The organism is Amycolatopsis sp. 505 (assembly GCF_031625235.1).
Taxonomy (GTDB): domain Bacteria; phylum Actinomycetota; class Actinomycetes; order Mycobacteriales; family Pseudonocardiaceae; genus Amycolatopsis.
This window is the reverse complement of sequence record NZ_JACKQP010000010.1, coordinates 125,679-151,672: the sequence shown is the minus strand read 5'-3', so window position 1 is coordinate 151,672 and position 25,994 is coordinate 125,679. Positions and strand designations below refer to the sequence as shown.

Below are 25,994 nucleotides of genomic sequence, written 5' to 3'. Positions count from 1 at the left end.
TGATCAACTCACTGGGCTCTGGAGCTCGTAATAGGGGTTGTACAGCACCTTCTGGCCGTCACGCTCGGCCATCCGGCCGCGCACCTTGATCGTCCGGCCAGGCTCGATGCCCGGGATCCGGCGGCGGCCGAGCCAGATTAGCGTCACGCCCTGTGTTCCGTCGAACAGCTCGGCCTCCAGCGTGGCGGCCTCGTTGGTCGGGCACAGCTCGACGCTGCGGAGCCGCCCCATCACGGTGACCTCTTCGCCCGAGCGGCAGTCGCAGGCCCGCTGCGCCCCCTCGGCGCCCGACCTCATCGACATCTCGTCGGCGTCGAGATCCTCGACATCGCTGGTCAGCTTGCGTACCAGCCGGCTGAAGTAGCCGCCGTCTTTGGCGGACATAGGTGCTCCTGTGCTCCGGGGCCCCCGACAATTTGCTTGCGGCCCGTGCGATTCCAGCGTACTGCGGTCCCCGCCAGGGAAACGCCTTTGCGCAAAGATCGCAACGTGACGTCCGCAATCAGAGTTCCCGCCGTGGTGCTGCTGCCCGGCACCGGCTCGGACGACGTGTTCGTCCGGGCCGTCTTCGAACGGCCCCTGCGCGCCCTCGGTGTCCCGCTCATCGCGCCACCGCCGCCCCCGGGCGCGGCGCTCGCCGACGGCTACCTGGCGACCCTCGACGCGCTGGCGGACGAACACGGCGAACTGCTCGTCGGCGGCATTTCGTTCGGCGCCCACCTGGCCGCGGAGTGGGCCGTGCGCAACCAGGCCCGTTGCGGGGGCCTGCTGGCCGCGCTCCCGGCCTGGAACGGCGTCCCGGGCCCGGCACCCGCCTCGCAGGCCGCGACGCTGACGGCGGATCTGGTGGCCGCTTCCGGCGTCGGCGCGGCGCTGGCGCAGACCGAAGGCAGCCCGGCGTGGCTGCGGGCGGAACTGGACCGGGCGTGGCGGCGGCACGGCGACGGGCTGGCGGCCGGCCTGCGCGTCGCCGCCGGCCGCCCCTCCCCCACCCTCGCCGAACTGGCGGCGCTGGCCGTCCCGGCCGGGATCGGCACGTGCACCGACGACCCGATCCACCCGACGAAAGTCGCATCGGAGTGGGCGAGCGCACTCCCGCGCGCCGCCCTCGGCGAGACGACGCTCACGGCGCTGGGCGCGGACCGCGAATCCCTCGGCCGGGCGACCGTCCTCGCCTTCCTGAGGGCCCTCCGGACGCGCTGAAGGGCGCTCTCACCGCGGTGAGAGCGCCCTTCGGGAGCAGGTCAGCCCTGTTGCTGCTGGGCCGCGATGTGCTCGGCGACCGCCTCGGGCAGCGTGATGGTCAGCGGGGTCCGGACCGGCATCGGCGCGTCGCCGCGGTCGACGATCGTCCGCCGGACGATCTCGCGCAGCACCTCGACGGCCGCCGCGGCCTCCGACTGGGGGCCGGCGATGACGCCGCGCAGCATCCAGCGGGGCCGGTCGACGCCGACGAAGCGCAGCGCGACGTCGCCGATGATGGCCGAGATCTCCAGGCCCCACACGCCGCGGCCCAAGGTCACCTTGGCGCCGTCGGAGCGCAGCTGGTCGGCCAGCTCGGAGCTGACCTCCCGCCACAGCCCGCCCGAGCGCGGCGCGGCGTACGCGCTGACCGTGATCTGGCCCTGCTCGGTGACGACGTGCACCGCGCGCACGCCCCCGGCCTCCGGGTCCATCTCGACCTGGACCTGGGAGCCGTCGGGCACCGGCACCTTCACCGAGCCGAGGTCGATCCGCGGGATGCCGTCGTCCTCGAAGTCCGCGACATCGAACGGGCCGTCGGAAACGTCCGAAAGCTCCGATTCCTCGTCGTACGCCTCGTCCTCGAAAGTGTCTTCGGCCTCGGGCGCGGCGTGCCGTCCCGCGGACCCGCCCTCGGTCCGCCGCTTGCGTCCGAAAATCCCCACTACTTCTCCGTTCCTTCCCCCGTGGCGGCGCTCGCGGCGAGCGCCGGTGCTCCCAGTGTGGCGTGTCCACCCGTCGAGCCGTAGCCTCCGTCGCCCCGCTCGGTCGCGTCGAGGGTGTCGACTTCGACGAACTCGGCGTGCTCGACCCGCTGCACGACCAGCTGGGCGATGCGGTCGCCGCGCGTCAGCTCCAGCGGATGCACCGGATCGTGGTTGATCAGGCAGACCTTGATCTCGCCTCGGTAGCCCGAGTCGATCGTGCCCGGGGTGTTCACCACCGAGAGGCCGGCCCGGGCGGCCAGGCCCGACCGCGGGTGGACGAACCCCGCGTACCCGGGCGGGAGCGCGATCGCGACGCCGGTGCCGACGACGCCGCGTTCCCCGGGTCCGAGGACGATATCCGAGGTGGTGACGAGATCGGCGCCCGCGTCGCCCGGTCGGGCGTAGGCGGGCGGCGGGACATCCGGATCGAGCCGGGAGAGGAGTACCTGAACGCTGGACACGGGCGGCGAGATTACTCTCTACCCGTGGGTGAATCAGCGAAGACGGCCGCGAACGCGACGGTCCGGCACTCCGAACGGCTGTACGTCCCGTGGTGGGGCTGGCCGCTGCCGGTGCTGGGGGCGGTGCTGCTCGCGGCCGAGATCGACCTCGGGTACCCCGGGATCCGGGCGTGGCTGCCGTACGTGATCGCGTTGCCGGTGGTCGTGGCGCTGCTGCTGTCGCTGGGCCGGTCGAAGGTCCGGATCACCGGCGGCGACGAGCCGGAACTGTGGGTCGGCGACGCCCACCTGCCGCTGCGCTACGCCGGCGAGGTGGAGGTCTTCGACAAGGAGGCCAAGCGCAAGGCCCTGGGCCGCGACGGCGACCCGGCCGCCTACGTGCTGCACCGCGGCTGGGTCGGCCCGGTCGTGAAGGTCCACCTGACCGACGCGGACGACCCGACGCCGTACTGGCTGTTCAGCACCCGGCACCCGGAGAAGGTCGCCGAGCTGCTCAAGGGCGCCTGATCGCCGTCCGGACATGTGGAAGGGGGCCGGCCTGCCGGCCGGCCCCCTTGTCCCCAGCGCGCTTCGAGCCTCCCCCGGTTTCCCTCGAGGCTCTCCGTCGCGTCTGTTCGTCCCCTGTGTCCGAGAACCCCTCTGCGCTTCTCAGGCGCAGTCGCGGCAGATCAGGCGTCCGCCGTTGTCCTCGGCCAGCCGGCTGCGGTGGTGCACCAGGAAGCACACGGAGCAGGTGAACTCGTCCGCCTGCTTCGGCACCACCTTCACGGTCATGTCCTCACCGGAAAGCCCGGAGAGGTCGGCACCCGGCAGCTCGAAGTTCTCGGCGGTCGCGTCCTCGTCGACGTCGACGACGCCGGACTGGTTCTCGTTCCGCCGGGCCTTGAGCTCCTCCAACGAGTCTTCGGCCAGCTCGTCGGCTTCGCTGCGGCGCGGAGCGTCGTAGTCGGTAGCCATGTGTCCCTCACCCCTGCGATCAGCTTGTGTAGTCGTTTTCCCGGACTCCCGGATGCGCCCGTGAGTCCGCCGTGCCGCTGGTCAACGTTCCAGGGCCCCTGTTTGTGCCCGACGGCCGAAGTGACCGAGGTCTCTTCTTTTCGGGCCTCTTCCTGCGGCCGGAGCCCGGGAAGGGTAGCTCACCGCCGTCCGGGTTCTGCAACGAGTCAGACATTGCCGGGGAATCGTCACCCGACAGGGGGAACCCGCAGGTAAGACGCGTTGTCGTCCGTTCGGGTTGCCCGCAGGTGGAGAACTTCACGCGCGACCCGTGTCCGCTTGCCCCGCGCCACCCCGGCGTGGTGCGATCGCTGTGACGGGGATCGGTCCGGCGGGGTTCGGTACCGCACAATTGACACGGGGACCCACGGGGTGACCCGGGACCGCGTGCGTCGGTCGCAGCGCCTAGGCTGACCGGCCTCGGCGGTGCCCGGTACGCACGGCCGGTTTCGTGTTCGGGAAGGGACGGGCAGGTGGCGTCGGGGAACGGCATCGGGGACCGTGGGACGCGGCCGTATCGGAAGCACAAGCCGCTGCCGGCGCTGATCGTCATCGGCGTGCTCGCCGTCGGCGCGATCGTCGTCTGGGTGAACGCGGCCATCGGCAAGGGCGACGTCGACGAGGCGGTCAAGTGCGACCCGCCCGCGAGCCCGCCGCCGGGCGTCACGTTCAGCAGCCTGCCCCACAACGCGCTCGACGACCGCGCCCCGGTCCCGCCGGACAAGGTCGCCTACCGGGTCCTCAACGCCTCGGGCAGCCGCGGCCAGGGCGGCATCGCCACGACCGCGCTCAAGGAGCTGGGGTTCACCAGCGCCGCCGACCCGGCCAACGACCCGGCGTACGAGAACCGCGAGGCCAAGTGCCGCGGCCAGATCCGCTTCGGCGAGAACGGCGTCACCGCGGCCCGGACGCTCAGCCTGGTGGTGCCGTGCGCGGAGCTGGTCCAGGACAACCGCAAGGACGCGAGCGTCGACCTGGTGACGGGAACCCTGTTCGGCGACCTGCGGCCCCGCGCGGAGGCGAAGCAGATCATCACGCAGCTCGCCGACTGGTCCCGGACCCACCAGGGCGGCGGCGGCAACGAGCAGTCCGCGGGCGCGAAGGCGCCGGTGGTGGACCAGACGCTCCTGGCCTCGGCCCGCGACGTGGCCTGCTGACCCGCTGACCTGCGCCGACACTCGGCCCGCGGGGGCGCCCCCCGTTTTCCACGCTACCGGACGGCACCGACAGTTTCGGCCGCCCGAGGCGACCCGCCCGGCCGCCGGAGGTCGCGAATGACTCATTCGGGACGTCCGGCGCCGCGAATGAGTCATTCGCGACAGCCCGCGCCGGGAGGCTCAGACCTCCGCGGCGCCGCAGTCGGACAGGACCTTCCGCAGCGGGTCCGCGATCGACGGCGCCGCCGCGTACGTCGCGTCCGCGCCCAGCTCCGGCGCCGCTCCCGGCAAGACGACCTCCGCGCCCGCCTCGGCCGCGATCAGCGCTCCCGCCGCCCAGTCCCAGCGGTTGAGGCCGTGCTCCACGTACGCGTCCAGCCAGCCCGCCGCCACCGCGCACAGGTCCAGCGAGGCCGCCCCGTTGCGGCGGATGTCGCGCACGTGCCCGAGCAGCGCGGCCGCGAAGCGCGACTGGCGCGTCCGCCGCGAAGGCGAGTACGCGAAACCGGTTCCGACCAGCGTCACCTCCAAGCTCGACGGCGCCGACACCGTCAGGCGCCGCCCGTCGAGGTACGCGCCCTGGCCGCGGGCCGCCGACCACACGCGGCCGCTCGCCGGCTCGACCACCGCGCCGGCCACCGACACCCCGCCGACCTGGGCCGCCACCGAGACCGCGAACCACGGCAGCCCGTAGAGGAAGTTGACCGTCCCGTCGATCGGGTCGACCACCCACGTGACGCCGTCGCCCGCCGCACCGCCGCCTTCCTCGCCCAGCACCGGCTCGCCGGGGCGCAGCGAAGCCAGCCGCGAGCGCACCAGCTCCTCCGACTCGTGGTCCACCGCGGTCACCACGTCGGTCGCCCCGGACTTGGTGCCCACGGCCACCGAGCGGCCATCCGCCATCCCCTCCCAGGCCTCGCGGACCAGGGCGGAGGCTTCCGTCGCGACCTGCACCGCGACGCTTTTCAGCAACGACTCGTCAACTCCCACGTCCGACATGTCACCACATCCGGTTAAAGTCTCCGAGGCAGGCTTCTGAATCGTGCGAGAAGGGACCACGTCCGTGGTGGAGGCGACCCGCCGAGGTTTCGGCATCGACATCGGCGGCAGCGGGATCAAGGGCGCCTTGGTCGACCTGGACGCCGGTCAGCTCATCGGCGACCGCATCCGGATCGAGACGCCGAAGCCGTCCACGCCGTCGGCGGTGGCGGACGTCGTGCACGACGTCGTCACGCAGGCGGGCTGGGACGGCCCGGTCGGCGTCACGCTGCCGGCGGTCGTGAAGCGGGGCGTCGCGCACACCGCCGCCAACATCGACAAGCAGTGGATCGGCACCGACGCTGACGCGCTGTTCGCCAAGCGGCTCGGCCGCAGCGTCGACCAGATCGCGATGCTGAACGACGCGGACGCGGCGGGCATGGCGGAGATCCGCTTCGGCGACCCGGTCGCGCGCAAGGGCGTCACCGCGCTGCTCACCTTCGGCACCGGCATCGGCAGCGCGGTGTTCCAGGACGGCAAGCTCGTCCCCAACACCGAATTCGGCCACCTCGAGATCGACGGCCACGACGCCGAGAAGCGCGCGGCCGCTTCGGTGAAGGACAACGAGGGGCTCTCCTACCCCGAATGGGCCAAGCGGGTGCACCGTTATCTGACCGTGCTGGAAAACCTGATCTGGCCGGATCTGTTCATCGTCGGCGGCGGGGTCAGCAAGAAGGCCGAGAAATGGGTGCCGCTGCTGGACATCCGCACTCCGGTGCTGGTGGCGAGCCTGCAGAACAACGCCGGCATCGTCGGCGCCGCGGCCGCCGCGGCGGAGGGCATCGAGCACTGAATCGGCGCTGAGGGTGATCGCTTCGCACCGCATGCGCGTACCGTCGTTACAATGGAACACGGCCCACGGCTGCGGAGGGCAAAACCGCAGGCCGAGGCGTGATCCCCGAATGTGAGGCAGCAGTGGCACCCGTGCCGTTGCTCGTCGTGATCGACCGCTGCGAAAGGGCGTAAGTGGCAGCCGCAAGAACCGCAACCCGAGGCGGGACGAAGACCGCGACCGCAGCCGGCGAGCCGGCCGAAGAGGCAGCCACCGGGACGGCGAAGCCGGCGGCCCGCAAGACCACCACCGCCAAGAAGGCGCCGGCCAAGAAGGCACCGGCGAAGAAGGCCGTGACCAAGAGCCCGAAGACCGAAGACGGCGAGCCGGACGGTCCCGGCGACCTCGAGGACGAAGACCTCGGTTCGCCCGACCTGTCGGACCTGGAAGAGGTCGAGGTCGACGTCGTCGACGAAACGGTCAACGACGAGCCGGACACCGACTCGGCCGACGACGACGATGACGACGAAGAAGCCGACGAGGAGACGCCGGCTCAGCGTCGCCGCGGCGCCGCGGCCGACAAGGCGGCGAAGGGCTCCGACAACCCGGACTTCGTCTGGGACGAAGAGGAGTCCGAGGCGCTGCGCCAGGCGCGCAAGGACGCCGAGCTCACCGCGTCCGCCGACTCCGTTCGCGCCTACCTCAAGCAGATCGGCAAGGTCGCGCTGCTGAACGCCGAGGAGGAGGTGGAGCTGGCCAAGCGGATCGAGGCCGGGCTCTACGCCGCCGAGCGCGTGCGCACCGCCGAGGAGGAGGGCGAGAAGCTCGTCACCCAGATGCGCCGCGATCTCAAGTGGATCGTGCGTGACGGCGAGCGCGCCAAGAACCACCTGCTGGAGGCGAACCTCCGGCTCGTGGTCTCGCTGGCCAAGCGCTACACCGGCCGCGGCATGGCGTTCCTGGACCTGATCCAGGAGGGCAACCTCGGCCTGATCCGCGCGGTGGAGAAGTTCGACTACACCAAGGGCTACAAGTTCTCGACGTACGCCACGTGGTGGATCCGCCAGGCGATCACCCGCGCGATGGCCGACCAGGCGCGCACCATCCGCATCCCGGTGCACATGGTCGAGGTCATCAACAAGCTCGGCCGCATACAGCGTGAACTCCTCCAGGACCTCGGCCGCGAGCCGACCCCGGAAGAGCTTGCGAAGGAAATGGACATCTCCCCGGAGAAGGTCCTGGAGATCCAGCAGTACGCGCGTGAGCCGATCTCGCTCGACCAGACGATCGGCGACGAGGGCGACTCGCAGCTCGGTGACTTCATCGAGGACTCCGAAGCGGTCGTCGCGGTGGACGCGGTGTCGTTCACGCTGCTGCAGGACCAGCTCCAGTCGGTGCTGCAGACGCTGTCCGAGCGCGAGGCGGGCGTGGTCCGGCTGCGCTTCGGCCTCACCGACGGCCAGCCGCGCACGCTCGACGAGATCGGCCAGGTGTACGGGGTGACCCGCGAGCGCATCCGGCAGATCGAGTCGAAGACGATGTCGAAGCTGCGCCACCCGTCGCGGTCTCAGGTCTTGCGCGACTACCTGGACTGAGCGTTCGTCACGGAAACCCCGCCACCGGCGCACGGTGGCGGGGTTTCCGCCGTTTCAGGGCCGTCCGGTCAGCGTCGTCCAGGGGACGTGGACGACCACGCGCTCCCGCAGCTGCTCGTTGAGCAGCCACAGCTCACCCGTCGCCGGCCAGTACGACAGGTTCTGGCTGTTCACCGGGGCCTGGCCGGCCAGTCTCGACGTCGACGCGCCGCCGACGCCGCCGTGCAGGCAGGACGGGTGGTCGCCCGCCACGCCCGCGTACTCCGGGCACACGCCCGTCAGCACGAAGTAGCCGTTGCGCGACGCCGCTCCCTGCATCCCCCAGACCGGGGACGAGAAGCCCTCCACCGCGTGCACCTGGCCGTCGGCCGACGCCGCCAAACCACCGGAAGCCGCGTCGAACGGCCAGCGCAGGACCCGGCCGCCCGCCGCCGACGGGACGTGCTCCGCCGTCACGATCGTCGAGTCCGTGTGGTCGAACGACAACGTCGACAGGCAGGGGCGCACGTCGGTCGCTGTCGTGCACGCGCCGCCGCCCGGGTACCAGTACGCGCCGATCTGCGGCATCGCGTAGTCGTAGAACGCCGCGTGGTACTGGCCGTCCGCGCCCAGGCCGACCGTCCCCGCGCTCGCGTCGACCTTCCAGAAGTGCGTCGTGTCGAAGACGCGGATCAGGCCGCCGGTCGTCGCCACGAACAGGCGGTTGCCCGCCCACGTCAGGCCGTGGCCGTGGCCGGTGACGGCCCGGAAGTCCGTGCCGGACGTCGGTTCCACCAGCAGGACGTGCCGGTAGCCGAGCCCGGCGGCGTCCACAAAGGACAGGCGGACCATCGTGTCGCCCGGGGTGTGCCACGACGCCGCCACGACGCGCTTGCCGCCGACCGTCCCGGTCGCCGGCGAAGCGTCCCCAGAGCCGGTCAGGCCCTGCGGGATCCAGTCATTGGTCTTGTCGTCGTTCGCGTCCTCCCAGCAGAAGCCCGCCGGCTTGAGGGCCGCCGCCAGGTTGGTGCCGTGGCAGAGCGGGCGGCCCTTCCGCTTGGTGTCGGCGAGCAGCGAGCCGAGCCCGCGCGGCGGAAGTTTCGTCTCCAGTGCGGCGATCCGCGAACCGTAGGTGGCGAAGGTGTCCCCGGCGGTGAGCCGGAAGCCGTCGACGGTCGCCGCGTCCAGCCGGGGGAAGGTCGCCGCCGCCTGGGCCGCCGGGGCGAGGCCGAGCAGCAGCAGCGTCACGAAGCCGATCAGGAGTCGCATGGCGGCAGCGTGCCCGCCGCGCATACACGACCGGTACAACTCAGGGCACGGCCAGCCCGCGCTCCCGCAGCGACTGCTCGACGCGCAGGCGTTCGATCTCGCGGTCCATCCCCTCGGGCAGCTCCCCGAGCCGGTGCGGGACGCCGACCTGGCGGCAGGCCACGGTGAGGAGCTCGTCGTACGCCTGCCGGGTGCCGAGGCGGCGCGCGGCCGGGGTTCCGGACGGGTAGCCGGCCAGCAACCGGTGCACCCGGCGCAGGTCCGCGGCGACGCGCTCGATCGGCGGGCTTTCGGGTTGCGGCTTCGCGCGCTTCTCCCGGATCCAGGCGACCAGCTTGGGGATCCGCAGCGCGCACCAGAACAGCACCGTGGGAGCGAGACAGACCACGGCGAAGAGGATCAGGTTCGCGAGGACGCCACCGGCGCCGTCCATCCTCCGATGGTAAGCCCGCAACGCCCGCCCCGCGGAGACCTTTTCGCGTGATCGGAGGGTCAGCACGCGTGATCGGAGAGCCGACACGCGTGATTGGAGGGTCGACACGACGCCAGTTGCCGTGTCGTCCCCTCAATCACGCGTGTCGACCTCCTGATCACGCGTGTCGGCCCTTGGGTCACGGGAGGTCGGGGGGCTCCGGGGTTTCTTCGACCAGCCACAGGACTCCGGCCGGGGGGAGCTGGAGGACCGCGGATGCCGGCTGGCCGTGCCACGGCTCTTCGACCGCCTCCACCGCGCCCATGTTGCCGACGCCGGAACCGCCGTAGGCCTCGGCGTCGGTGTTGACGACCTCCAGCCAGCGGCCCGCCGCCGGCAGGCCCACCCGGTAGTCGTGGTGGGGGACGCCCGCGAAGTTGGCCACGCAGGCCAGCCGCGAGCCGTCGGTGCCGATGCGCAGGAAGCTCAGCACGTTGCCGCTGGAGTCGTTCGCGTCGATCCAGCGGAAGCCGTCCGGTGAGGTGTCCTGGCTGTAGAGCGCCGGGGACGACCGGTACACCGTGTTCAGCGACCGCAGCAGCTCCCAGACGCCGAGGTGCAGCGGCTCGTCCATCAGGTGCCAGTCGAGCGAGCGCGACTCCGACCACTCCCCCGGCTGACCGAACTCGCCGCCCATGAACAGCAGCTGTTTGCCCGGGTGGGCCCACATGAACGCCAGCAGCGAGCGCAGCCCGGCCGCCTTGTTCCACGCGTCGCCCGGCATGCGGCCCCACAGGGATCCCTTGCCGTGCACGACTTCGTCGTGCGACAGCGGCAGCACGAAGTTCTCGCTCCACGCGTACACGAGCGAGAACGTCATCTCGTTGTGGTGGTACGCCCGGTGAATCGGCTCGTGCGAGAGGTACCGGAGCGTGTCGTGCATCCAGCCCATGTTCCACTTGAAGCCGAACCCGAGGCCGCCCAGGTGCGTCGGCCGGGTGACGCCCGGCCAGGCCGTCGACTCCTCGGCCACCATCACCACACCCGGGTGTCGCTTGTAGACGGTCGCGTTCAGCTCCTGCAGGAACCGCACCGCGTCCAGGTTTTCCCGCCCACCGTACTGGTTGGGCAGCCACTCCCCTTCCTTGCGGGAGTAGTCGAGGTACAGCATCGACGCGACGGCGTCCACGCGCAGGCCGTCGAGGTGGAACTCGTCGAGCCAGAACAGCGCGTTGGCGACCAGGAAGTTGCGGACCTCGTTGCGGCCGAAGTCGAACACGAGCGTGCCCCAGTCGGGCTGCTCGCCGCGGCGCGGGTCCGCGTGCTCGTACAGCGGCGTCCCGTCGAAGCGGGCCAGCGCCCAGCTGTCGCGCGGGAAGTGCGCCGGCACCCAGTCCACCAGGACGCCGATCCCCCGCTGGTGCAGGCGGTCGACGAAGTAGCGGAAGTCGTCCGGCGAGCCGAAGCGGGACGTCGGCGCGTAGTACGACGTCACCTGGTAGCCCCACGAGCCGCCGAACGGGTGCTCCGACACCGGGAGCAGCTCGACGTGCGTGAAACCGGTTTCGACGAGGTAGTCGCCGAGCTGGTCGGCCAGTTCCCGGTAGTCGAGCCCGGGCCGCCACGAGCCGAGGTGCACCTCGTAGACGCTCATCGGCGCCGCGGCCCACTGCGTGGCTTCGCGCCGGGCGACCCACTCGTCGTCGTCCCAGACGTGAGCGGAACTGGTGACGACCGATGCCGTCGCGGGCGGTTGCTCGGTGGCGAACGCCAGCGGGTCGGCCTTCTCGTGCCAGTTGCCGTCGGCGCCGAGGATCCGGAACTTGTAGCAGGTGCCCGCGCCGACGCCGGGCACGAACAGCTCCCAGACGCCGGACGAGCCCAGCGAGCGCATCGCGTGCCCGCGCCCGTCCCAGCCGTTGAAATCGCCGATCACCCGGATCCCGCGCGCGTTCGGCGCCCAGACCGCGAACGACGTCCCTTCGACGACCCCGCCCGGGGTCTCGTAGGACCGCACGTGCGCGCCGAGCGCCTCCCAGAGCCGTTCGTGCCGGCCCTCGCCGATCAGGTGCAGGTCCAGCTCGCCCACCGTCGGCAGCCAGCGGTACGGGTCGTCGCAGGTGACGGTGTGCCCGTCGTACTCGACTTCCAGCCGGTAGTCACCGGGGTGCTCGGGCACGGCGACGGCGAACAGCGCGTCGATCACCGGTTCCATGGGGTACTTCTCGCCGCCCGCGACCAGCGCGACGGCCTTGGCGCCGGGCAGCAGCGCCCGGGCGGCGAAGCCCTTGCCCACGGCGTGCACGCCCAGCACCGAGTGCGGGTCGTGGTGGGACCCGGCGAGCAGCCGGTCGATGTCCGCGGCCGGCGGGGCCGCGGCCGGGAGGCCTTCGGGAGCCGCGTTCACGGTGTCGTCCCTCCGCTAGTGATCCGGGCGATCGACGCGAGCGGCACGCCCAGCCAGTCCGGCCGGTTCGCGTGCTCGTAACCCACTTCGTAGACCGCCTTGTCCAGTTCGAAGGCGCGCAGCAGCTCGCCCTGCTCCCGCGGGTCCGCCGCGACCGCGGCGTAGCCCTCGCAGAACGCCTTCCGGTTGCGCTCCGACCATTCGTGGGCGCGCTCGGCCAGCGCACTGTCGTCCGGCTGGCCGACCAGCATCTGCTGGGCCGCGTAGTCGAACGACCTCAGCATGCCCGCGACGTCGCGCAACGGCGACCGGAGCGCGTGCCGTTCTTCCACCGGGGCCGCCGGCTCGCCCTCGAAGTCGATCAGCAGCCAGCCGCCGACGGTCCGCAGCACCTGGCCCAGGTGCAGGTCGCCGTGGATGTACTGCATGGTCACCGCGTCCAGCGGCAGGGCGCGCAGCTTCTCGAACGCCGCCCGCAGCGCCGGGGCGTGCGCGGCCAGTTCCGGCACGCGCGCGGCGATCGTGTCGAGCCGGTCGAGCATCGCCTTCGCCGAGCGTTCCAGCTCGTCGGCGTCCACCGGCTCGGTGCCGAGCGCCTCGGCCAGGTCCGCGTGCACCTCGGCGACGGCCCGCCCGAGCCGCTCCGCCTCGCCGGCGAAGTCGCCGCCGACCTCCTCGGCGTGCAGTTCCGGCGCGGCCATCAGGTCGCGGACGCTGGTGGTGGCCATCGCCCAGCCGTCGACCGCGTCCGGGACGAACTGCTGGAGCATGCCGACCGTGGTCGGTTCGCCGTCCAGGTCACCGGTGATCGAGCCCAGCGGGGCCGCGATGTGCTTGCTGCCCACCGCCTGCAGCGCGCGGTGCAGCAGGAGGTCCTTGTTCTTGCCCGGCGACAGCTTCCGGAACAGCTTGAGGATGTACTGCCCGGCGTAGACCAGGGACGTGTTGCTCTGCTCCGAGGTGATCGGCCGGGCCCGCAGGCCGGTCTCCAGCTCGACGCCGGGCTCGTGCTCGAAGGTCAGGGAGCCCACGGTTTCCTCACGGGCCATCAGGTCCAGCAGCACGCCGGTGACGTCGAGGTCGCCGGACGCCTCGTAGGCGTTCAGGTCACCGACGGCCCCGATCCAGCTGGTCGACGCGATCTCCGGCGGGTGCGTCCGGCGGCCCACCAGCAGCTGGTAGGGCTCGCGCCGGTCGTCCTGGGCGACCTCGATCACGACGTGCAGGAGCTGCGGATCGCCGGACACCAGCTCGGTCACGCCGAGCGTCCGGACGCCGGTCACCGGCCGGTCCTTGCCGGCGAACCACCGCTGCTCCGGCAGCCAGCGCTTCAGGTCCTCGGTCAGGTCGTCGACCAGCTCACGCGGGTCGGACAAGGGACTCACCTCGCTTCGCCTTCGTCTCCCGGGCTCGTCAGCTGGAACCAGTAGAAGCCGTGCCCGGGCAGCGTCAGCAGGTACGACAGGTCCCCGATGCTGGGGAACCGCACGCCGCCGGTGAGCTCCACCGGCGTGCACCCGCGGTGCGCGGACAGGTCCAGCTCCACCGGCTGCGGGAACCGGGACAGGTTGTTCACGCAGAGCACGACGTCTTCGCCGCCGTCCGGGCGCCGCCACTGGCGCTTGTAGGCCAGCACGCTCGGGTTGGACCCGCCGAGGTCGACGAACTCGCCCTCGGCGAACGCGTGGTGCTGCTTGCGCACCTCGATCATCCGGCGGGTCCAGTTGAGCAGCGACGAGCTGTTGTTGGACTGCGCCTCGACGTTCAGGCCCTGGTAGCCGTACACCGGGTCCATGATCACCGGCAGGTAGATCCGGCCGGGGTCGCAGGAGGAGAACCCGGCGTTGCGGTCCGGGGTCCACTGCATGGGGGTGCGGACCGCGTCGCGGTCGCCGAGCCAGATGTTGTCTCCCATGCCGATCTCGTCACCGTAGTACAGAACGGGCGAGCCCGGCAGGGACAGCAGCATCGCGGTGAACAGCTCCTGCTGGTTGCGGTCGTTGTCCAGCAGCGGCGCGAGCCTCCGGCGGATGCCGATGTTCGCCTTCATGCGCGGGTCCTTGGCGTACTCCGCGTACATGTAGTCGCGCTCTTCGTCGGTGACCATCTCGAGGGTCAGCTCGTCGTGGTTGCGCAGGAAGATCCCCCACTGCGTGCCGCTGGGGATCTCCGGGGTCTGGGTGAGGATCTCCGAGATCGGGAAGCGCGACTCGCGGCGCACGGCCATGAAGATCCGCGGCATCAGCGGGAAGTGGAACGCCATGTGGCACTCGTCGCCGCCGACCTGCGGGTCGCCGAAGTACTCGACGACGTCCGAGGGCCACTGGTTCGCCTCGGCCAGCAGGATCCGGCCCGGGTACTCGTCGTCCACGACCTTGCGGCAGCGCTTGAGGAACTCGTGCGTGCGCGGCAGGTTCTCGCAGTTGGTGCCCTCCTGCTCGAACAGGTACGGCACGGCGTCCAGGCGGAACCCGTCGATACCGAGGTCGAGCCAGAACCGCAGGACGTCGATCATCGCGTTCTGGACGTCGACGTTCTCGTAGTTCAGGTCGGGCTGGTGGGAGAAGAACCGGTGCCAGTAGAACTGGCCGCGGACCGGGTCGTAGGTCCAGTTCGACGTCTCGGTGTCGACGAAGATGATCCGCGCGTCGGCGTAGCGGGAGTCGTCGTCGCTCCACACGTAGTAGTCGCCGTACGGGCCGTCGGGCTCGCTGCGGGACTGCTGGAACCACGGGTGCGCGTCCGAGGTGTGGTTGAGCACCAGGTCGGTGATCACCCGGATGCCGCGCCGGTGCGCTTCGTTGAGCAGGAAGACGAAGTCCTCGACGCTGCCGAACTCCGGCAGCACCGCGCGGAAGTCGCTGATGTCGTACCCGCCGTCGCGCAGCGGCGAGGCGTAGAACGGCGGCAGCCACAGGCAGTCGATGCCCAGCCAGGCCAGGTAGTCGAGCCGCCCGGCCAGGCCGCGCAGGTCGCCGGTGCCGTCGCCGTTCGAGTCGGCGAACGCGCGCACCAGCACTTCGTAGAACACCGCGCCCTTGAACCACTCGGGGTTGCTCGGCGCCTGCTGCGCCGACCGGAAGTCCCCGGCCTGTGGTTCCACGAGCATGCCGTCGGCGGTCATCGCCTCGCCGGTGTGCGGCACGCCCTCCAGCCCCAACGCCGCGTCGGGCCGGGCCTCATCCGCCATCTGTTCCACCTCAGTCCCTCGGGTTCCTGTCCTTCCGTTCTCAGCCGGCCAGCCGCCGCCGCACCGACACCACGTGGGCCACCGCCCGCCAGGGTTCGAGGCGGACGTAGTTCGCCGGGCCCCAGTCCCAGGTGTCGCCGGTGACCTCGTCGTGGGCGATCAGCCGTTCGTGCGCTTCGAAGCCGAGCGCGCCGGTGTCGAGCCAGAGCGTGCCCTCCTGGGGCCCGTACGGGTCGAGGGTGACGACCGTGACCACGGTGTCGCCGGTGGCCGGGTCCTGTTTGGAGTAGGCCAGCAACGCGTCGTTGTCGATGTGGTGGAAGTGCAGGGTGCGCATCTGCTGCAGTGCCGGGTGCGCGCGCCGGACGGCGTTCAGCTTCGCCAGCCATGGCTCCAGTGAACGCCCTTCGGCGAGCGCGCGCTCGAAATCGCGCGGACGCAGCTGGTACTTCTCGGAGTCGAGGTACTCCTCGCTGCCTTCGCGGACCGGGACGTGCTCGAACAGCTCGTAGCCGGAGTAGACGCCCCAGGTCGGCGAGATCGTCGCCGCCAGCGCCGCCCGCAGCGCGAACATGCCCGGGCCGCCGCGCTGCAGCGACTCGTGGAGGATGTCCGGCGTGTTGACGAACAGGTTCGGCCGACCCTCGTTCCAGTGTTCCCGCAGGTCGATGGCGAAGTCGATCAGTTCCTGCTTGCCGGTGCGCCAGGTGAAGTAGGTGTAGCTCTGGGTGAAGCCGAGCCGGGCCAGGCCCCACAGGCGCGCCGGGCGGGTGAACGCCTCGGCCAGGAACAGCACGTCCGGGTGGGCGTCCTTGACCGACTGGATCAGCCAGGCCCAGAAGTCCGGCGGCTTGGTGTGCGGGTTGTCGACCCGGAAGATCTTCACCCCGTGGTCGATCCAGACCGTGATCACCCGCAGCATCTCTTCGTAGACGGCCTTGGGGTCGTTGTCGAAGTTGATCGGGTAGATGTCCTGGTACTTCTTCGGCGGGTTCTCCGCGTAGGCGATGGAGCCGTCCGGGCGGGTGGTGAAGAACTCGGGGTTCTTCAGGACCCACGGGTGGTCGGGCGCGGCCTGCAGCGCGAAGTCGAGCGCCACCTCCATGCCGAGCTCGTCCGCGCGGGCGACGAAGGCGTCGAAGTCCTCGAAGGTGCCCAGCTCGGGGTGGATCGAGTCGTGGCCGCCCTCGTCGGCGCCGATCGCCCACGGCGAGCCGACGTCCTCCGGCTTGGCGTCGAGCGTGTTGTTGGGTCCCTTGCGGTTCACTCGCCCGATCGGGTGAATCGGGGGGAGGTAGACGACGTCGAAGCCCATTTTCGCGACGCGGTCGAGCGCGGTCGCGGCGGTGGCGAAGGTGCCGTGCACCGGCTTGCCCTCGGCGTCGAGGCCACCGGTCGAGCGGGGAAACAGCTCGTACCAGGAGCCGTACGCGGCGCGGCGGCGGTCGACCCACACCTTGTGCGGCTTGCCCTTGGTGATCAGCTCCCGCACCGGGAACTCGTGCATGACCTGGCGGACCTCGGGCGAGAGGGCGGGCCCGACGCGCTCGGCGAGGCTGCGCTCCTCGTCGCGCAGGGCCTTCACCGCACCGGTCAGGAGCGCCTTCTCGCCGCGGCGGTCCGGGCGGCGGGAGACGCGCTCGATCAGCCGGGCGCCGTTCTCGAGGTCGTTGGCGAGGTCTTCGGGCCCCTGCCCGGCGGCGACCTTCACCTCGACGGCGTGCTCCCACGTCGCCCAGGGGTCGCTCCAGGCGTCGATCCGGAACGTCCACATCCCGGTGGTGTCCGGCGCGATCACCGCGGCGAACTCGTCGGGGTGGTCGGGACCGCGCGGCACCATCCGCGTCTGGCGGGTCAGCCGGTCTTCCGGGCCACGCCACGCGACGGTCGCCGCGACGGCGTCGTGGCCCTCGCGCCAGACGGTCGCGAAGACCGGGATGTGTTCCCCCACAACGGCTTTGGCCGGATACCGGCCGCAGCTCACGCTGGGGGAGACGTCGTCGATGCCGAGCCGGCCGGTCATGGGCAACGCCCTTCGATGTGTCGGTTGGACGCAGACGGCGACAGTCTGCCTGACTCGATCAAGCGCCCACGAGGCAGGGTTCTTTAGGCATGTACCCAGCCCTCGCCGACCGAAACGCTTTCGCCGCAACGAATTTCCAGCGGATGTCCGGCAGGTTAAGCCGGCCCGCGAACGACACGCGAACCCGAACGGCCAAGACCCGTACCCGAATGGACGATCCGGGCCGTGCTTGAGGAGTCAACTCGCGTGATTGGGGAGTCAACTCGCGTGATTGAAGGGTCGACACGGGCACGGCCGCCGTGTCGACCCTTCAATCACGCGTGTCGACCTTCTGATCACGCGTGTCGACCCTTTCGTACGGGTCAGTAGGGCTCGGGGCGGGGTTCGGCGGCGAGGCGGGGGGCGCGGAGCAGGAGGAGGGAGCGGGACTGGAGGGTGACCCGGCTTTTGGCCTCCAGGGTGCCCGGGTTGGCCGGGCTGCCGTCGGCGGTGCTCGTGTCGAGGGTCGGCTTGAACGTCTCGCCGTACTCGCGGCCCGGGAGGATCACCTCGGCCGGGGCGTCGCCGGCGTGCAGCCAGAGCAGCCACGAGTGATCGGGCACCAGCTCGCCCTCGCGGTTGCGGGCCTGGCTGTTCGAGCCGTCGATCCACATGCCGAGCGTGTGGCGGTCCTCGAACCAGTCGCTTTCGCCGAACTCCTCGCCGTCCGGGCGGAACCAGACCAGGTCCGGCTTGCCGGTCGGCGTGGTCCGGCCCTCGAAGAACTCCGGCTGCCGCAGCGCCGGGCTGTTCGCGCGCAGCCGCACCACCCGGCGGGCGAACGCGAGCATGGCCTCGGCCTCGGGGGTGTCCGGGGTCCAGTCGAACCACGACGTCTCGTCGTCGAGGCAGTACGCGTTGTTGTTGCCGCGCTGGGTCCGCCAGAACTCGTCGCCCATGGTCAGCATCGGGGTGCCGGTGGACAGCAGCAGCGTGGCGAACATGTTCCGGGCCTGCCGGGTGCGCAGCGCGCGGATCGCCGGATCGGCGCTCTCCCCCTCGGCACCGTGGTTCCACGAGCGGTTGTCGTTGGTGCCGTCGCGGTTGTCCTCGCCGTTGCCCTCGTTGTGCTTTTCGTTGTAGGACACCAGATCCCGCAGCGTGAAGCCGTCGTGTGCGGTGACGAAGTTGATCGACTGCCACGGCCGGCGCAGGTTGTGGTCGTACAGGTCCGACGAACCGGACAGCCGGTAGGCGAGGTCGCGGACGCCGGTCGCGCCGCGCCAGAAGTCACGCACGGTGTCGCGGTAGCGGCCGTTCCACTCGGCCCACTGGGCCCCGAAGCCGCCGACGCGGTAGCCCTCGCCGGTCGCGTCCCACGGCTCGGCGATCAGCTTGCACCGCGAGAGCACCGGGTCGGTGGTGATCGCCGTCAGCAGCGTCGACGCCGGGTCGAACGCTCCCCCGCGCGGCCGGCCGAGGGTGCTGGCGAGGTCGAACCGGAAGCCGTCGACGCCCATCTCCTGCGTCCAGTACCGCAGCGAGTCGGTCACCAGCCGGACCACCGTCGGCGAGCCGGCCTCCAGGGTGTTGCCGCAGCCGGTGATGTCGGCCATGTGCCCGCGCTCGGTGTGCAGGTAGTACACCGGCGCGTTCAGCCCGCGGAAGCTCAGCGTCGGCCCGTCCGGCCCGCCCTCGCAGGTGTGGTTGAACACGACGTCGAGGATCACCTCGATGCCGGCCGCGTGCAGGGCGGCCACCATCAGCCGGAACTCCTCGACCTCGTGGCCGGGCTCGCTGGCGTACCCGGCGTGCGGGGCGAAGAAGCCCAGCGGCGAGTAACCCCAGTAGTTGTGCCGCCCGGCGCGGATCAGCGACGGCTCGTCGAGGAACGCGTGCACCGGCAGCAGCTCGACCGAGGTGACGCCGAGGCGCGTCAGGTACTCGATCGCCACCGGGTGGGCCAGGCCGAGGTAGGTGCCGCGCAGCGCCTCCGGGATGAACGGGTGCTGCCGCGTGAAGCCCTTGACGTGCAGTTCGTAGACCACCGCCTCCTCGAACGGCACCTCCGGCTTGATCCCGGTGTCCGGCCCGCCCGGCGAGGTGACCACCGACAGCGGCACGCTGCCCAGGGAGTCCACAGTGGACATCGGCCCGCGCTCGGGGTCGCCGGTGAAGCCCTGGGCCGCGGCGAGGTCGGTCAGCCCGCCGGTGATCTGCCGGGCGTACGGATCGACGAGCAGCTTGTGCGGGTTGCACCGCAGGCCGCGGGCCGGGTCGTACGGGCCGTGGATCCGGTAGCCGTAGCGCTGCCCCGGCGTCACCCCGGGCACCAGGCCGTGCCAGACGCCGAAGGTGCGCTCGGTGAGCGCGATCCGCCGTTCCGAGGAGTCCGCGTCGATCAGGCACAGCTCGACGGCGTCCGCGACGGCGGACGTGATCGCGAACCGCACCCCGCCGGCCTCGGGGTGGGCTCCGAGCGGGAAGGGGCGGCCGGCGAGGACGTGGTCGGCGGAGGGTCGTGTGGCCATTCCTGAATCGTCCCAGACAATCAGCGGTCCGTGCGCGTCATGGCAGAGGAGTTACCCGGAGGCAACCGCCGACCGGGCGATCACGAAGGTGTCCGGGGGCAGGTGCGCGGCCCCACCGTCCACGGTGGCCTCTCCCCAGGTCAGCAGCGACTCCGCGGCCCCGAGGGGCAGGGTCACCGGGCCGGGGCCGAAGTTGACGGCCAGCCGCAGCCCGCCGCGGTGCAGCACCAGCCACGACCCGTCCGGCGCCGAGTCGACGCGCAGGTCCGCGACCCACGGGTCGGCCAGCTCCGGCCGTTCCCGGCGCAACCGGATCAACGCGCGGTAGAGCGCCAGCATGTCCCGGTGACCGGGACGCTCCGGTTCGGTCCAATCCAGCCGCGAGCGTTCGACGGTGGCCGGGTCCATCGGGTCCGGCACGTCCGACTCGCCCCAGCCGTGCCGCGAGAACTCGCGACGGCGGCCGGTGCGGACGGCCTCGGCCAGCTCCGGGTCCGGGAAGGACGCGAAGAACTGCCACGGCGTGCTCGCCGCCCACTCCTCGCCCATGAACACCATCGGCGTGTACGGCGAGCAGAACAGGACCGCCGCCCCGCAGGCCAGCCGGTCGGCCGAGACGGTCGCGGACAGCCGGTCGCCGGTCGCGCGGTTGCCGATCTGGTCGTGGTTCTGCAGGTAGCCGAGGAAGCGGTGGCCCGGGACGGTCCGCGTGTCGACCGGGCGGCCGTGGGTCCGCTCCCGGAACGACGACCAGGTGCCCGCGTGGAAGAACACCTCGCGCAGCACCCGCTCGAGGGCGTCCGGCGCGGCGAAGTCCGTGTAGTACCCGGTCGCCTCGCCGGTCAGCTTGACGTGCAGGGCGTGGTGGAGGTCGTCCGACCACTGGGCGTGCAGGCCGTAGCCGCCGCGCTCGCGGGGCGTGACCAGCCGCGGGTCGTTGAGGTCGGACTCGGCGATCAGGGTCAGCGGCCGGTTGAGCGCCGCCGACAGCGCGTCGACCTCGGTGGCGAGCTGTTCGAGCAGGTGAACGGCCCGCCGGTCGAGCAGCGCGTGCACGGCGTCCAGGCGCAGGGCGTCGACGTGGAAGTCGCGGAACCAGCTCAGCGCGTTGTCGAGCACGTACCGGCGGACCTCGTCGGAGCCGGCGCCGTCGAGGTTGAGGCCGGGACCCCAGTCGTTCTGGCCGGCGAAGTACGGCCCGAACTTGTCGAGGTAGGCCCCCGACGGGCCGAGGTGGTTGTAGACGACGTCGAGCACGACGGCCAGCCCCCGCGCGTGGGCCGCGTCGACGAACCGCTTGAACCCGTCCGGGCCGCCGTAGGGCTCGTGGACCGCGCCCCAGAGGACGCCGTCGTAGCCCCAGCCCGCGGTGCCGTCGAAGGAGTTGACCGGCAGCAGCTCGACGTGGGTGATGCCGAGGTCGACGAGGTGGTCGAGCCGGTCGATCGCCGCGTCGAAGGTGCCGCCTTCGGTGAACGTGCCGATGTGGAGCTCGTAGAGGACGGCGCCGGGCAGCTGACGGCCGTGCCAGGCGTCGTCGGTCCAGGCGAACTCGCCGTGGTCGTAGACGCGCGACTCGGCGTGGACGCCGTGCGGCTGCCACCGCGACCGCGGGTCGGGCAGCGGCTTCTCGTCGTCGTCGAGCAGGAAGGCGTAGTTGATCCCCTCGGCGTCGGCGTGCCACCAGCCGCCGTCACCTTCGGTCATCTCGTGCACGCCTGCGTCGACGCTCACCCGGACCCGGCGGGCCGCCGGGGCCCACACGCTGAACTTCATGCGTCTCCTCGCACCAGCAACGCGACGGGGTACCGCTCGAACAGGGTGGCCAGGTCACCGGTCGCCTCCCGGCCGGTCAGGACGTCGGTCCAGACCCCGGGCGGCAGCGGCAGGACGGTGTCGCGCCAGCCGCCGCCGGCGTCGAGGCCGGCCGGGAGCCGGGTCACCGCCACGGCGAGGTCCGGGCTGCGCGTGTAGGCCAGGCAGTGGGCGGCGGCCGGCCCCTCGGCCCGCAGCGGCCGGTAGCCGCGGAACAGCGCCGGGTGCTCCCGCCGCAGCCGCAGCGCCTTGTGCACGACCAGCAGCTTCGCCGCGCCCGACGCGTCGATCTCCGGCAGCTCGCCCTCGGCGATCCGCGCCAGGAGCTCCCGCCGGACGACGTAGTCGACCGGGCGGCGGTTGTCCGGGTCCACCAGCGAGAAGTCCCACAGCTCGGTGCCCTGGTAGACGTCCGGGACGCCGGGCGCGGTGAGCTGGACGAGCTTCTGGCCGAGCGAGTTCGCGTACCCGGGCCCTTCGATGCGCCGGACGAACGCCTCGACGTCCGCGGCCAGCTCCGGGTCGTTCAGGACGTCCTCGGGCCAGGCGGCCACGTCGGCCTCGAAGGCCTCGTCGTGGTCGGTCCAGCTGGTCCGGAGCTTGGCTTCCTTGGCCGCCTTGTCGAGGTAGTCCCGCAGCCGGGCCGGCTCGATCGGCCAGGTCGACACCAGGGTCTGCCAGGCCAGCAGGTTCAGCGACGGCTCGTCGATGCCACGGCGCGCGGTCCACCGCCGGACGGCCCCGGCGAACTCGCCGGGCACCTCGGCCAGCACCGCCATCCGGGCGCGCGTGTCCTCCGAGCGCTTGGTGTCGTGCGTGGTCAGCGTCGTCATCGCCGCCGGGTAGCCGGCCTCGCGCTCGGCGGCCAGCCGGTGGAACTCCTCGACGTCGAGGCCGAACCGGTCCGGGTTGCCGCCGACCTCGTTGAGCGCGGCGAAGCGCGTGTAGCGGTAGAACGTCGTGTCCTCGGTGCCCTTGGCCACGACCATGCCGGACGTCTGCTGGAGCCGGGTGGCCAGCTCGCTGTCCGGGTTCTCGCGCACGTGGGTGTCGAGGGCGAGCAGCGCGTCGGCGAGGTCGGGGCGCGCCCGGCGGGCGCCCTCGATCGCCGCCGCCCAGTGCGCCGCGCCTTCGGGGAGGTAGGAGCGGTAGACCGGGAAGGCGATCATGGTCTCGGCCACCGCCTGCCGGGCCTGCTCGGGGTCGACGCCGGGCAGCAGCGCGGCGATCCGCCGGACCTCGGCGACCAGGATGCGGTCGGTGACCAGGCGCCGGGCCTCGGCCTCCACGCGGTGGTAGCCGGTCTGCACCCCCAGCTCGGTCGCCAGCGCGGTGAAGCCGGGCTCGCCCGCCGGGTCGACGAAGACGCCGGCGATCTCGCGCAGGGCGTCGTAGCCGGTGGTGCCGTCGACCGGCCAGCTCTGCGGCAGCGGCTCGCCGGGGTGGAGGATCTTCTCGGCCACGATCCACGCGTCCGGCGCGTTCTCCCGCAGCCGCCGGAAGTAGCCGCCCGGATCGGCGAGGCCGTCCGGGTGGTCGACGCGCAGGCCGGTGACGTCGCCGTCGGCGACCCAGCGCAGCACCTCGCCGTGCGTCGCGGCGAACACCTTGGGGTCTTCGACGCGGACCGCGGCCAGCGTGGTGATGTCGAAGAACCGGCGGTAGGTCAGCTCGGCGTTGCCCCGGCGCCAGCCGATCAGGCGGTAGTGCTGGCGCTCGTGGACCTCTTGCGGGGTTCCGGTTCCAGTGCCGGGGGCGATCGGGAAGCGGTGGTCGTAGTAGACCAGCTCGTCGCCCTCGACCGAGAGTTCCGCGACGGCGTCGTCGTCGCCGAGGACCGGCAGCAGGACCGGGCCACGCTCCCAGTCGACGTCGAAGAAGGACGCGTACTCGGAGTCGCGGCCGTGCTCGAGGACGTCCCACCACCAGCGGTTCGCCGTCGGCACCTCGACCGACATGTGGTTCGGCACGATGTCGACCACCAGGCCCAGCCCGAGCTCCTTCAGGAGCGCGGACAGCTCCTGGCGCGCCCCCTCGCCGCCCAGCGCGGGCCGCGCGCGGGTCGGGTCGACGACGTCGTAGCCGTGCGTCGAACCGGGGGCCGCGTCCAGCACCGGCGACGCGTACAGCGCGCCGATGCCGAGGTCGCGCAGGTAGCCGGCGATGCCGGCCGCGTCGGCGAAGGTGAACTCCGGGCGCAGCTGGACCCGGTAGGTCGACTCCGGCACGGTCATGCGGATTCCGTCTCCGTCCGTTGCAGCACGATCAGGGACCGGGCGGGCAGGGTGAGCCGGCCGCCGCCTTCGACCGGTTTCGCGTCGGCGGGTTCCACCTCGCCGGTCGCGGTGTCGACGACGACGGTCCAGCTCTCCCCGTAGCCGTTGCCCGGGAGCGTGGTGTCGATGTCCTCGTAGTGGGCGTTGAAGGCGAGCAGGAACGAGTTGTCCTCGACGTGCATCCCGCGCTGGTCGAGGTCGGGGATCGCCTTGCCGTTGAGGAAGACGACGACCGCCTTGCCGAAGCCGTCGTCCCAGTTCTGCTCGGTCATCTCCTCGCCGGCCGGGGTGAACCAGGCGATGTCGCCCAGCTTGTCGCCCTTGCCGACCGGGCCGCCCTGGAAGAACCGGCGGCGGCGGAACACCGGGTGCCGGTGCCGGAACGCGCCCAGCCCGGCGGTGAACTTGACCAGGTCCGCGTTCTCCTTGGCCAGCTCCCAGTCCATCCAGGACAGTTCGGAGTCCTGGCAGTAGACGTTGTTGTTGCCCTGCTGGGTGCGGCCGAACTCGTCGCCGTGCAGGATCATCGGCACGCCCTGGGACAGCATCAGCGTCGCGAGCATGTTCCGCTGCTGCCGGACGCGCAGGGCGAGCACCTCGGGATCGTCGGTCTCGCCCTCGACCCCGCAGTTCCACGAGCGGTTGTCGTCGGCGCCGTCGCGGCCGTCCTCGCCGTTGGCCTCGTTGTGCTTTTCGTTGTAGGACACCAGGTCCCGCAGCGTGAAGCCGTCGTGGGCGGTGACGAAGTTGATCGACGCGAAGGGGCGCCGGCCGTCGTCCTGGTAGAGGTCCGACGAGCCGGTGATCCGGCTCGCGAACTCCCCCAGCGTCGACGGCTCGCCGCGCCAGAAGTCGCGCACGGTGTCGCGGAACTGCCCGTTCCACTCGGTCCAGAGCGGCGGGAAGTTGCCGACCTGGTAGCCACCGGGGCCGACGTCCCACGGCTCGGCGATCAGCTTCACCTGGCTGACGATCGGGTCCTGCTGCACCAGGTCGAAGAACGTCGACAGCCGGTCGACGTCGTAGAACTCGCGGGCCAGCGCGGAGGCGAGGTCGAACCGGAAGCCGTCGACGTGCATCTCCGTCACCCAGTAGCGCAGCGAATCCATGATCAGCTGCAGGGTGTGCGGGTTGCGGACGTTGAGGGAGTTGCCGGTGCCGGTGTAGTCCATGTAGTACTCGGGCTCCCCCTCCACCAGCCGGTAGTAGGCCTCGTTGTCGATGCCCCGCATCGACAGCGTCGGCCCGAGGTGGTTTCCCTCGGCCGTGTGGTTGTAAACCACGTCGAGGATGACTTCGATCCCGGCTTCGTGAAAGGCCTTGACCATGCCCTTGAACTCCTGGACCTGGCCGCCTTCGCCGGGCATCGCCGCGTAGGAGTCGTGGGGCGCGAAGTACCCGATCGTGTTGTAACCCCAGTAGTTCGTCAGGCCCTTCTCGGCCAGCCCGTGGTCGGTGACGAACTGGTGCACCGGCAGCAGTTCCACCGCGGTCACGCCGAGTTTCTGCAGGTGCTCGACGACCGCGGGGTGCGCGAGACCGGCGTACGTACCCCGCAGCGCTTCGGGCACGAACGGGTGATGCACGGTCATGCCCTTGACGTGGGCCTCGTAGATGACCGTCTCGTTGTACGGCCGCTTCGGCTGGCGGTCGTTGCCCCAGTCGAAGAACGGGTTCGCCACCAGCGAATACGGCACGTGGCCGGCGCTGTCGTCGTCGTTGCGCTCGGCCGGGTTGTCGAACTTGTAGCCGAACAGCGACTCGTCCCACTTCACGCCGTGCGAGACGGCCTTCGCGTACGGGTCGATGAGCAGCTTGTTCGGGTTGCAGCGCAGGCCGCGCTTCGGGTCGTACGGGCCGTGCACGCGGAACCCGTAGCGCTGCCCGGGGCCTACGTTGAGCAGGTAGCCGTGGTGGACGAAGCCGTCGACCTCTTCGAGCGCATAGCGCGTCTCCTTGCCCTCGGCGTCGAACAGGCACAGTTCGACGCGCTCGGCCACCTCGGAGAACAGGGCGAAGTTCGTCCCGACTCCGTCGTAGGTGGCGCCGAGCGGGTAGGGCGTTCCGGGCCAGGGCCGCACTGGGTTTCTCCTCGAGCTTGGTCGTGCCGGTGGCGTACCACCGGGGGTCGCGCGCGCAGGGATG

General features: G+C 71.3%; 20 protein-coding genes. 5 read left to right on the top strand and 15 right to left on the bottom strand.

The genetic code is table 11. From position 1 onward, the window contains the following. Nucleotides 1-3 precede the first annotated feature (3 nt). Nucleotides 4-384 (bottom strand): OB-fold nucleic acid binding domain-containing protein, encoded by a 381-nt coding sequence (locus H5965_RS34075; RefSeq protein WP_003074944.1) that lies wholly within the window; start codon nt 382-384, stop codon nt 4-6. Nucleotides 385-519: 135 nt separating this feature from the next. Between H5965_RS34075 and H5965_RS34070 the strand changes: the two genes are divergently transcribed. Then, entirely contained in the window at nt 520-1,203 is a 684-nt protein-coding gene (locus H5965_RS34070; RefSeq protein ID WP_310975223.1) for an alpha/beta hydrolase, read from the top strand. Nucleotides 1,204-1,244: 41 nt separating this feature from the next. Here H5965_RS34070 and H5965_RS34065 read toward each other — a convergent pair whose 3' ends face one another. Both H5965_RS34065 and dut read right to left on the bottom strand, forming a co-directional pair. After that, nucleotides 1,245-1,907 carry a DUF3710 domain-containing protein gene (locus H5965_RS34065; RefSeq protein ID WP_310974891.1) on the bottom strand — a complete coding sequence of 221 codons (663 nt, stop codon included), beginning with the start codon at nt 1,905-1,907 and terminating at the stop codon, nt 1,245-1,247. After that, nucleotides 1,907-2,410 carry a dUTP diphosphatase gene (dut, locus tag H5965_RS34060; RefSeq protein ID WP_310974890.1) on the bottom strand — a complete coding sequence of 168 codons (504 nt, stop codon included), beginning with the start codon at nt 2,408-2,410 and terminating at the stop codon, nt 1,907-1,909. Before dut ends, H5965_RS34065 begins: the two co-directional genes overlap by 1 nt. Nucleotides 2,411-2,434: 24 nt before the next feature. On the opposite strand from dut, the gene H5965_RS34055 reads away from it, so the two are divergent. Continuing rightward, nucleotides 2,435-2,917: a DUF3093 domain-containing protein gene (locus H5965_RS34055; RefSeq protein WP_310974889.1), complete on the top strand. Its 483-nt coding sequence runs from the start codon at nt 2,435-2,437 to the stop codon at nt 2,915-2,917. A 141-nt stretch (nt 2,918-3,058) separates the two neighbouring features. On the opposite strand, the gene H5965_RS34050 is transcribed toward H5965_RS34055, so the two are convergent. After that, nucleotides 3,059-3,367 (bottom strand): DUF4193 domain-containing protein, encoded by a 309-nt coding sequence (locus tag H5965_RS34050; RefSeq protein WP_013224476.1) that lies wholly within the window; start codon nt 3,365-3,367, stop codon nt 3,059-3,061. A gap of 512 nt (nt 3,368-3,879) precedes the next feature. Here H5965_RS34050 and cei point away from each other — a divergent pair. Continuing rightward, entirely contained in the window at nt 3,880-4,563 is a 684-nt protein-coding gene (cei, locus tag H5965_RS34045; protein ID WP_310974888.1) for an envelope integrity protein Cei, read from the top strand. Nucleotides 4,564-4,743: 180 nt separating this feature from the next. Here cei and H5965_RS34040 read toward each other — a convergent pair whose 3' ends face one another. Further along, entirely contained in the window at nt 4,744-5,562 is an 819-nt protein-coding gene (locus H5965_RS34040) for an inositol monophosphatase family protein (protein ID WP_310974887.1), read from the bottom strand. Between the two features lie 64 nt (nt 5,563-5,626). On the opposite strand from H5965_RS34040, the gene ppgK reads away from it, so the two are divergent. Together ppgK and H5965_RS34030 are read left to right on the top strand one after the other, a co-directional pair. Further along, nucleotides 5,627-6,394 carry a polyphosphate--glucose phosphotransferase gene (gene ppgK / locus H5965_RS34035; RefSeq protein ID WP_396136973.1) on the top strand — a complete coding sequence of 256 codons (768 nt, stop codon included), beginning with the start codon at nt 5,627-5,629 and terminating at the stop codon, nt 6,392-6,394. Nucleotides 6,395-6,567: 173 nt separating this feature from the next. After that, entirely contained in the window at nt 6,568-7,968 is a 1,401-nt protein-coding gene (locus H5965_RS34030) for an RNA polymerase sigma factor (protein ID WP_310974886.1), read from the top strand. Between the two features lie 54 nt (nt 7,969-8,022). Here the strand turns inward: H5965_RS34030 and H5965_RS34025 are convergent, their stop codons facing one another. From H5965_RS34025 to glgX (H5965_RS33980), 10 genes are all read right to left on the bottom strand, one after another. Then, nucleotides 8,023-9,216, bottom strand: coding sequence for a hypothetical protein (locus tag H5965_RS34025; protein ID WP_310974885.1), 1,194 nt, complete (start codon nt 9,214-9,216; stop codon nt 8,023-8,025). A gap of 40 nt (nt 9,217-9,256) precedes the next feature. Beyond that, nucleotides 9,257-9,649 (bottom strand): hypothetical protein, encoded by a 393-nt coding sequence (locus tag H5965_RS34020; RefSeq protein ID WP_310974884.1) that lies wholly within the window; start codon nt 9,647-9,649, stop codon nt 9,257-9,259. 178 nt (nt 9,650-9,827) lie between these two features. Then, complete coding sequence (glgB, locus tag H5965_RS34015) at nt 9,828-12,035, bottom strand: 1,4-alpha-glucan branching protein GlgB (protein ID WP_310974883.1); 2,208 nt, start codon at nt 12,033-12,035, stop codon at nt 9,828-9,830. Next, nucleotides 12,032-13,411 (bottom strand): maltokinase N-terminal cap-like domain-containing protein, encoded by a 1,380-nt coding sequence (locus H5965_RS34010; protein WP_310974882.1) that lies wholly within the window; start codon nt 13,409-13,411, stop codon nt 12,032-12,034. Before H5965_RS34010 ends, glgB begins: the two co-directional genes overlap by 4 nt. 5 nt (nt 13,412-13,416) lie before the next feature. After that, complete coding sequence (gene treS, locus H5965_RS34005) at nt 13,417-15,225, bottom strand: maltose alpha-D-glucosyltransferase (protein WP_310974881.1); 1,809 nt, start codon at nt 15,223-15,225, stop codon at nt 13,417-13,419. A 40-nt stretch (nt 15,226-15,265) separates the two neighbouring features. Next, nucleotides 15,266-17,248 carry a maltotransferase domain-containing protein gene (locus tag H5965_RS34000; RefSeq protein WP_310974880.1) on the bottom strand — a complete coding sequence of 661 codons (1,983 nt, stop codon included), beginning with the start codon at nt 17,246-17,248 and terminating at the stop codon, nt 15,266-15,268. A 362-nt stretch (nt 17,249-17,610) separates the two neighbouring features. Next, nucleotides 17,611-19,758 (bottom strand): glycogen debranching protein GlgX, encoded by a 2,148-nt coding sequence (glgX, locus tag H5965_RS33995; RefSeq protein WP_310974879.1) that lies wholly within the window; start codon nt 19,756-19,758, stop codon nt 17,611-17,613. A gap of 51 nt (nt 19,759-19,809) precedes the next feature. Further along, complete coding sequence (treZ, locus tag H5965_RS33990) at nt 19,810-21,534, bottom strand: malto-oligosyltrehalose trehalohydrolase (RefSeq protein WP_310974878.1); 1,725 nt, start codon at nt 21,532-21,534, stop codon at nt 19,810-19,812. Continuing rightward, nucleotides 21,531-23,807, bottom strand: a complete 2,277-nt coding sequence (gene treY / locus H5965_RS33985) for a malto-oligosyltrehalose synthase (protein WP_310974877.1) — start codon at nt 23,805-23,807, stop codon at nt 21,531-21,533. Before treY ends, treZ begins: the two co-directional genes overlap by 4 nt. Next, nucleotides 23,804-25,930 carry a glycogen debranching protein GlgX gene (gene glgX, locus H5965_RS33980; RefSeq protein WP_310974876.1) on the bottom strand — a complete coding sequence of 709 codons (2,127 nt, stop codon included), beginning with the start codon at nt 25,928-25,930 and terminating at the stop codon, nt 23,804-23,806. Before glgX (H5965_RS33980) ends, treY begins: the two co-directional genes overlap by 4 nt. Nucleotides 25,931-25,994 lie beyond the last annotated feature (64 nt).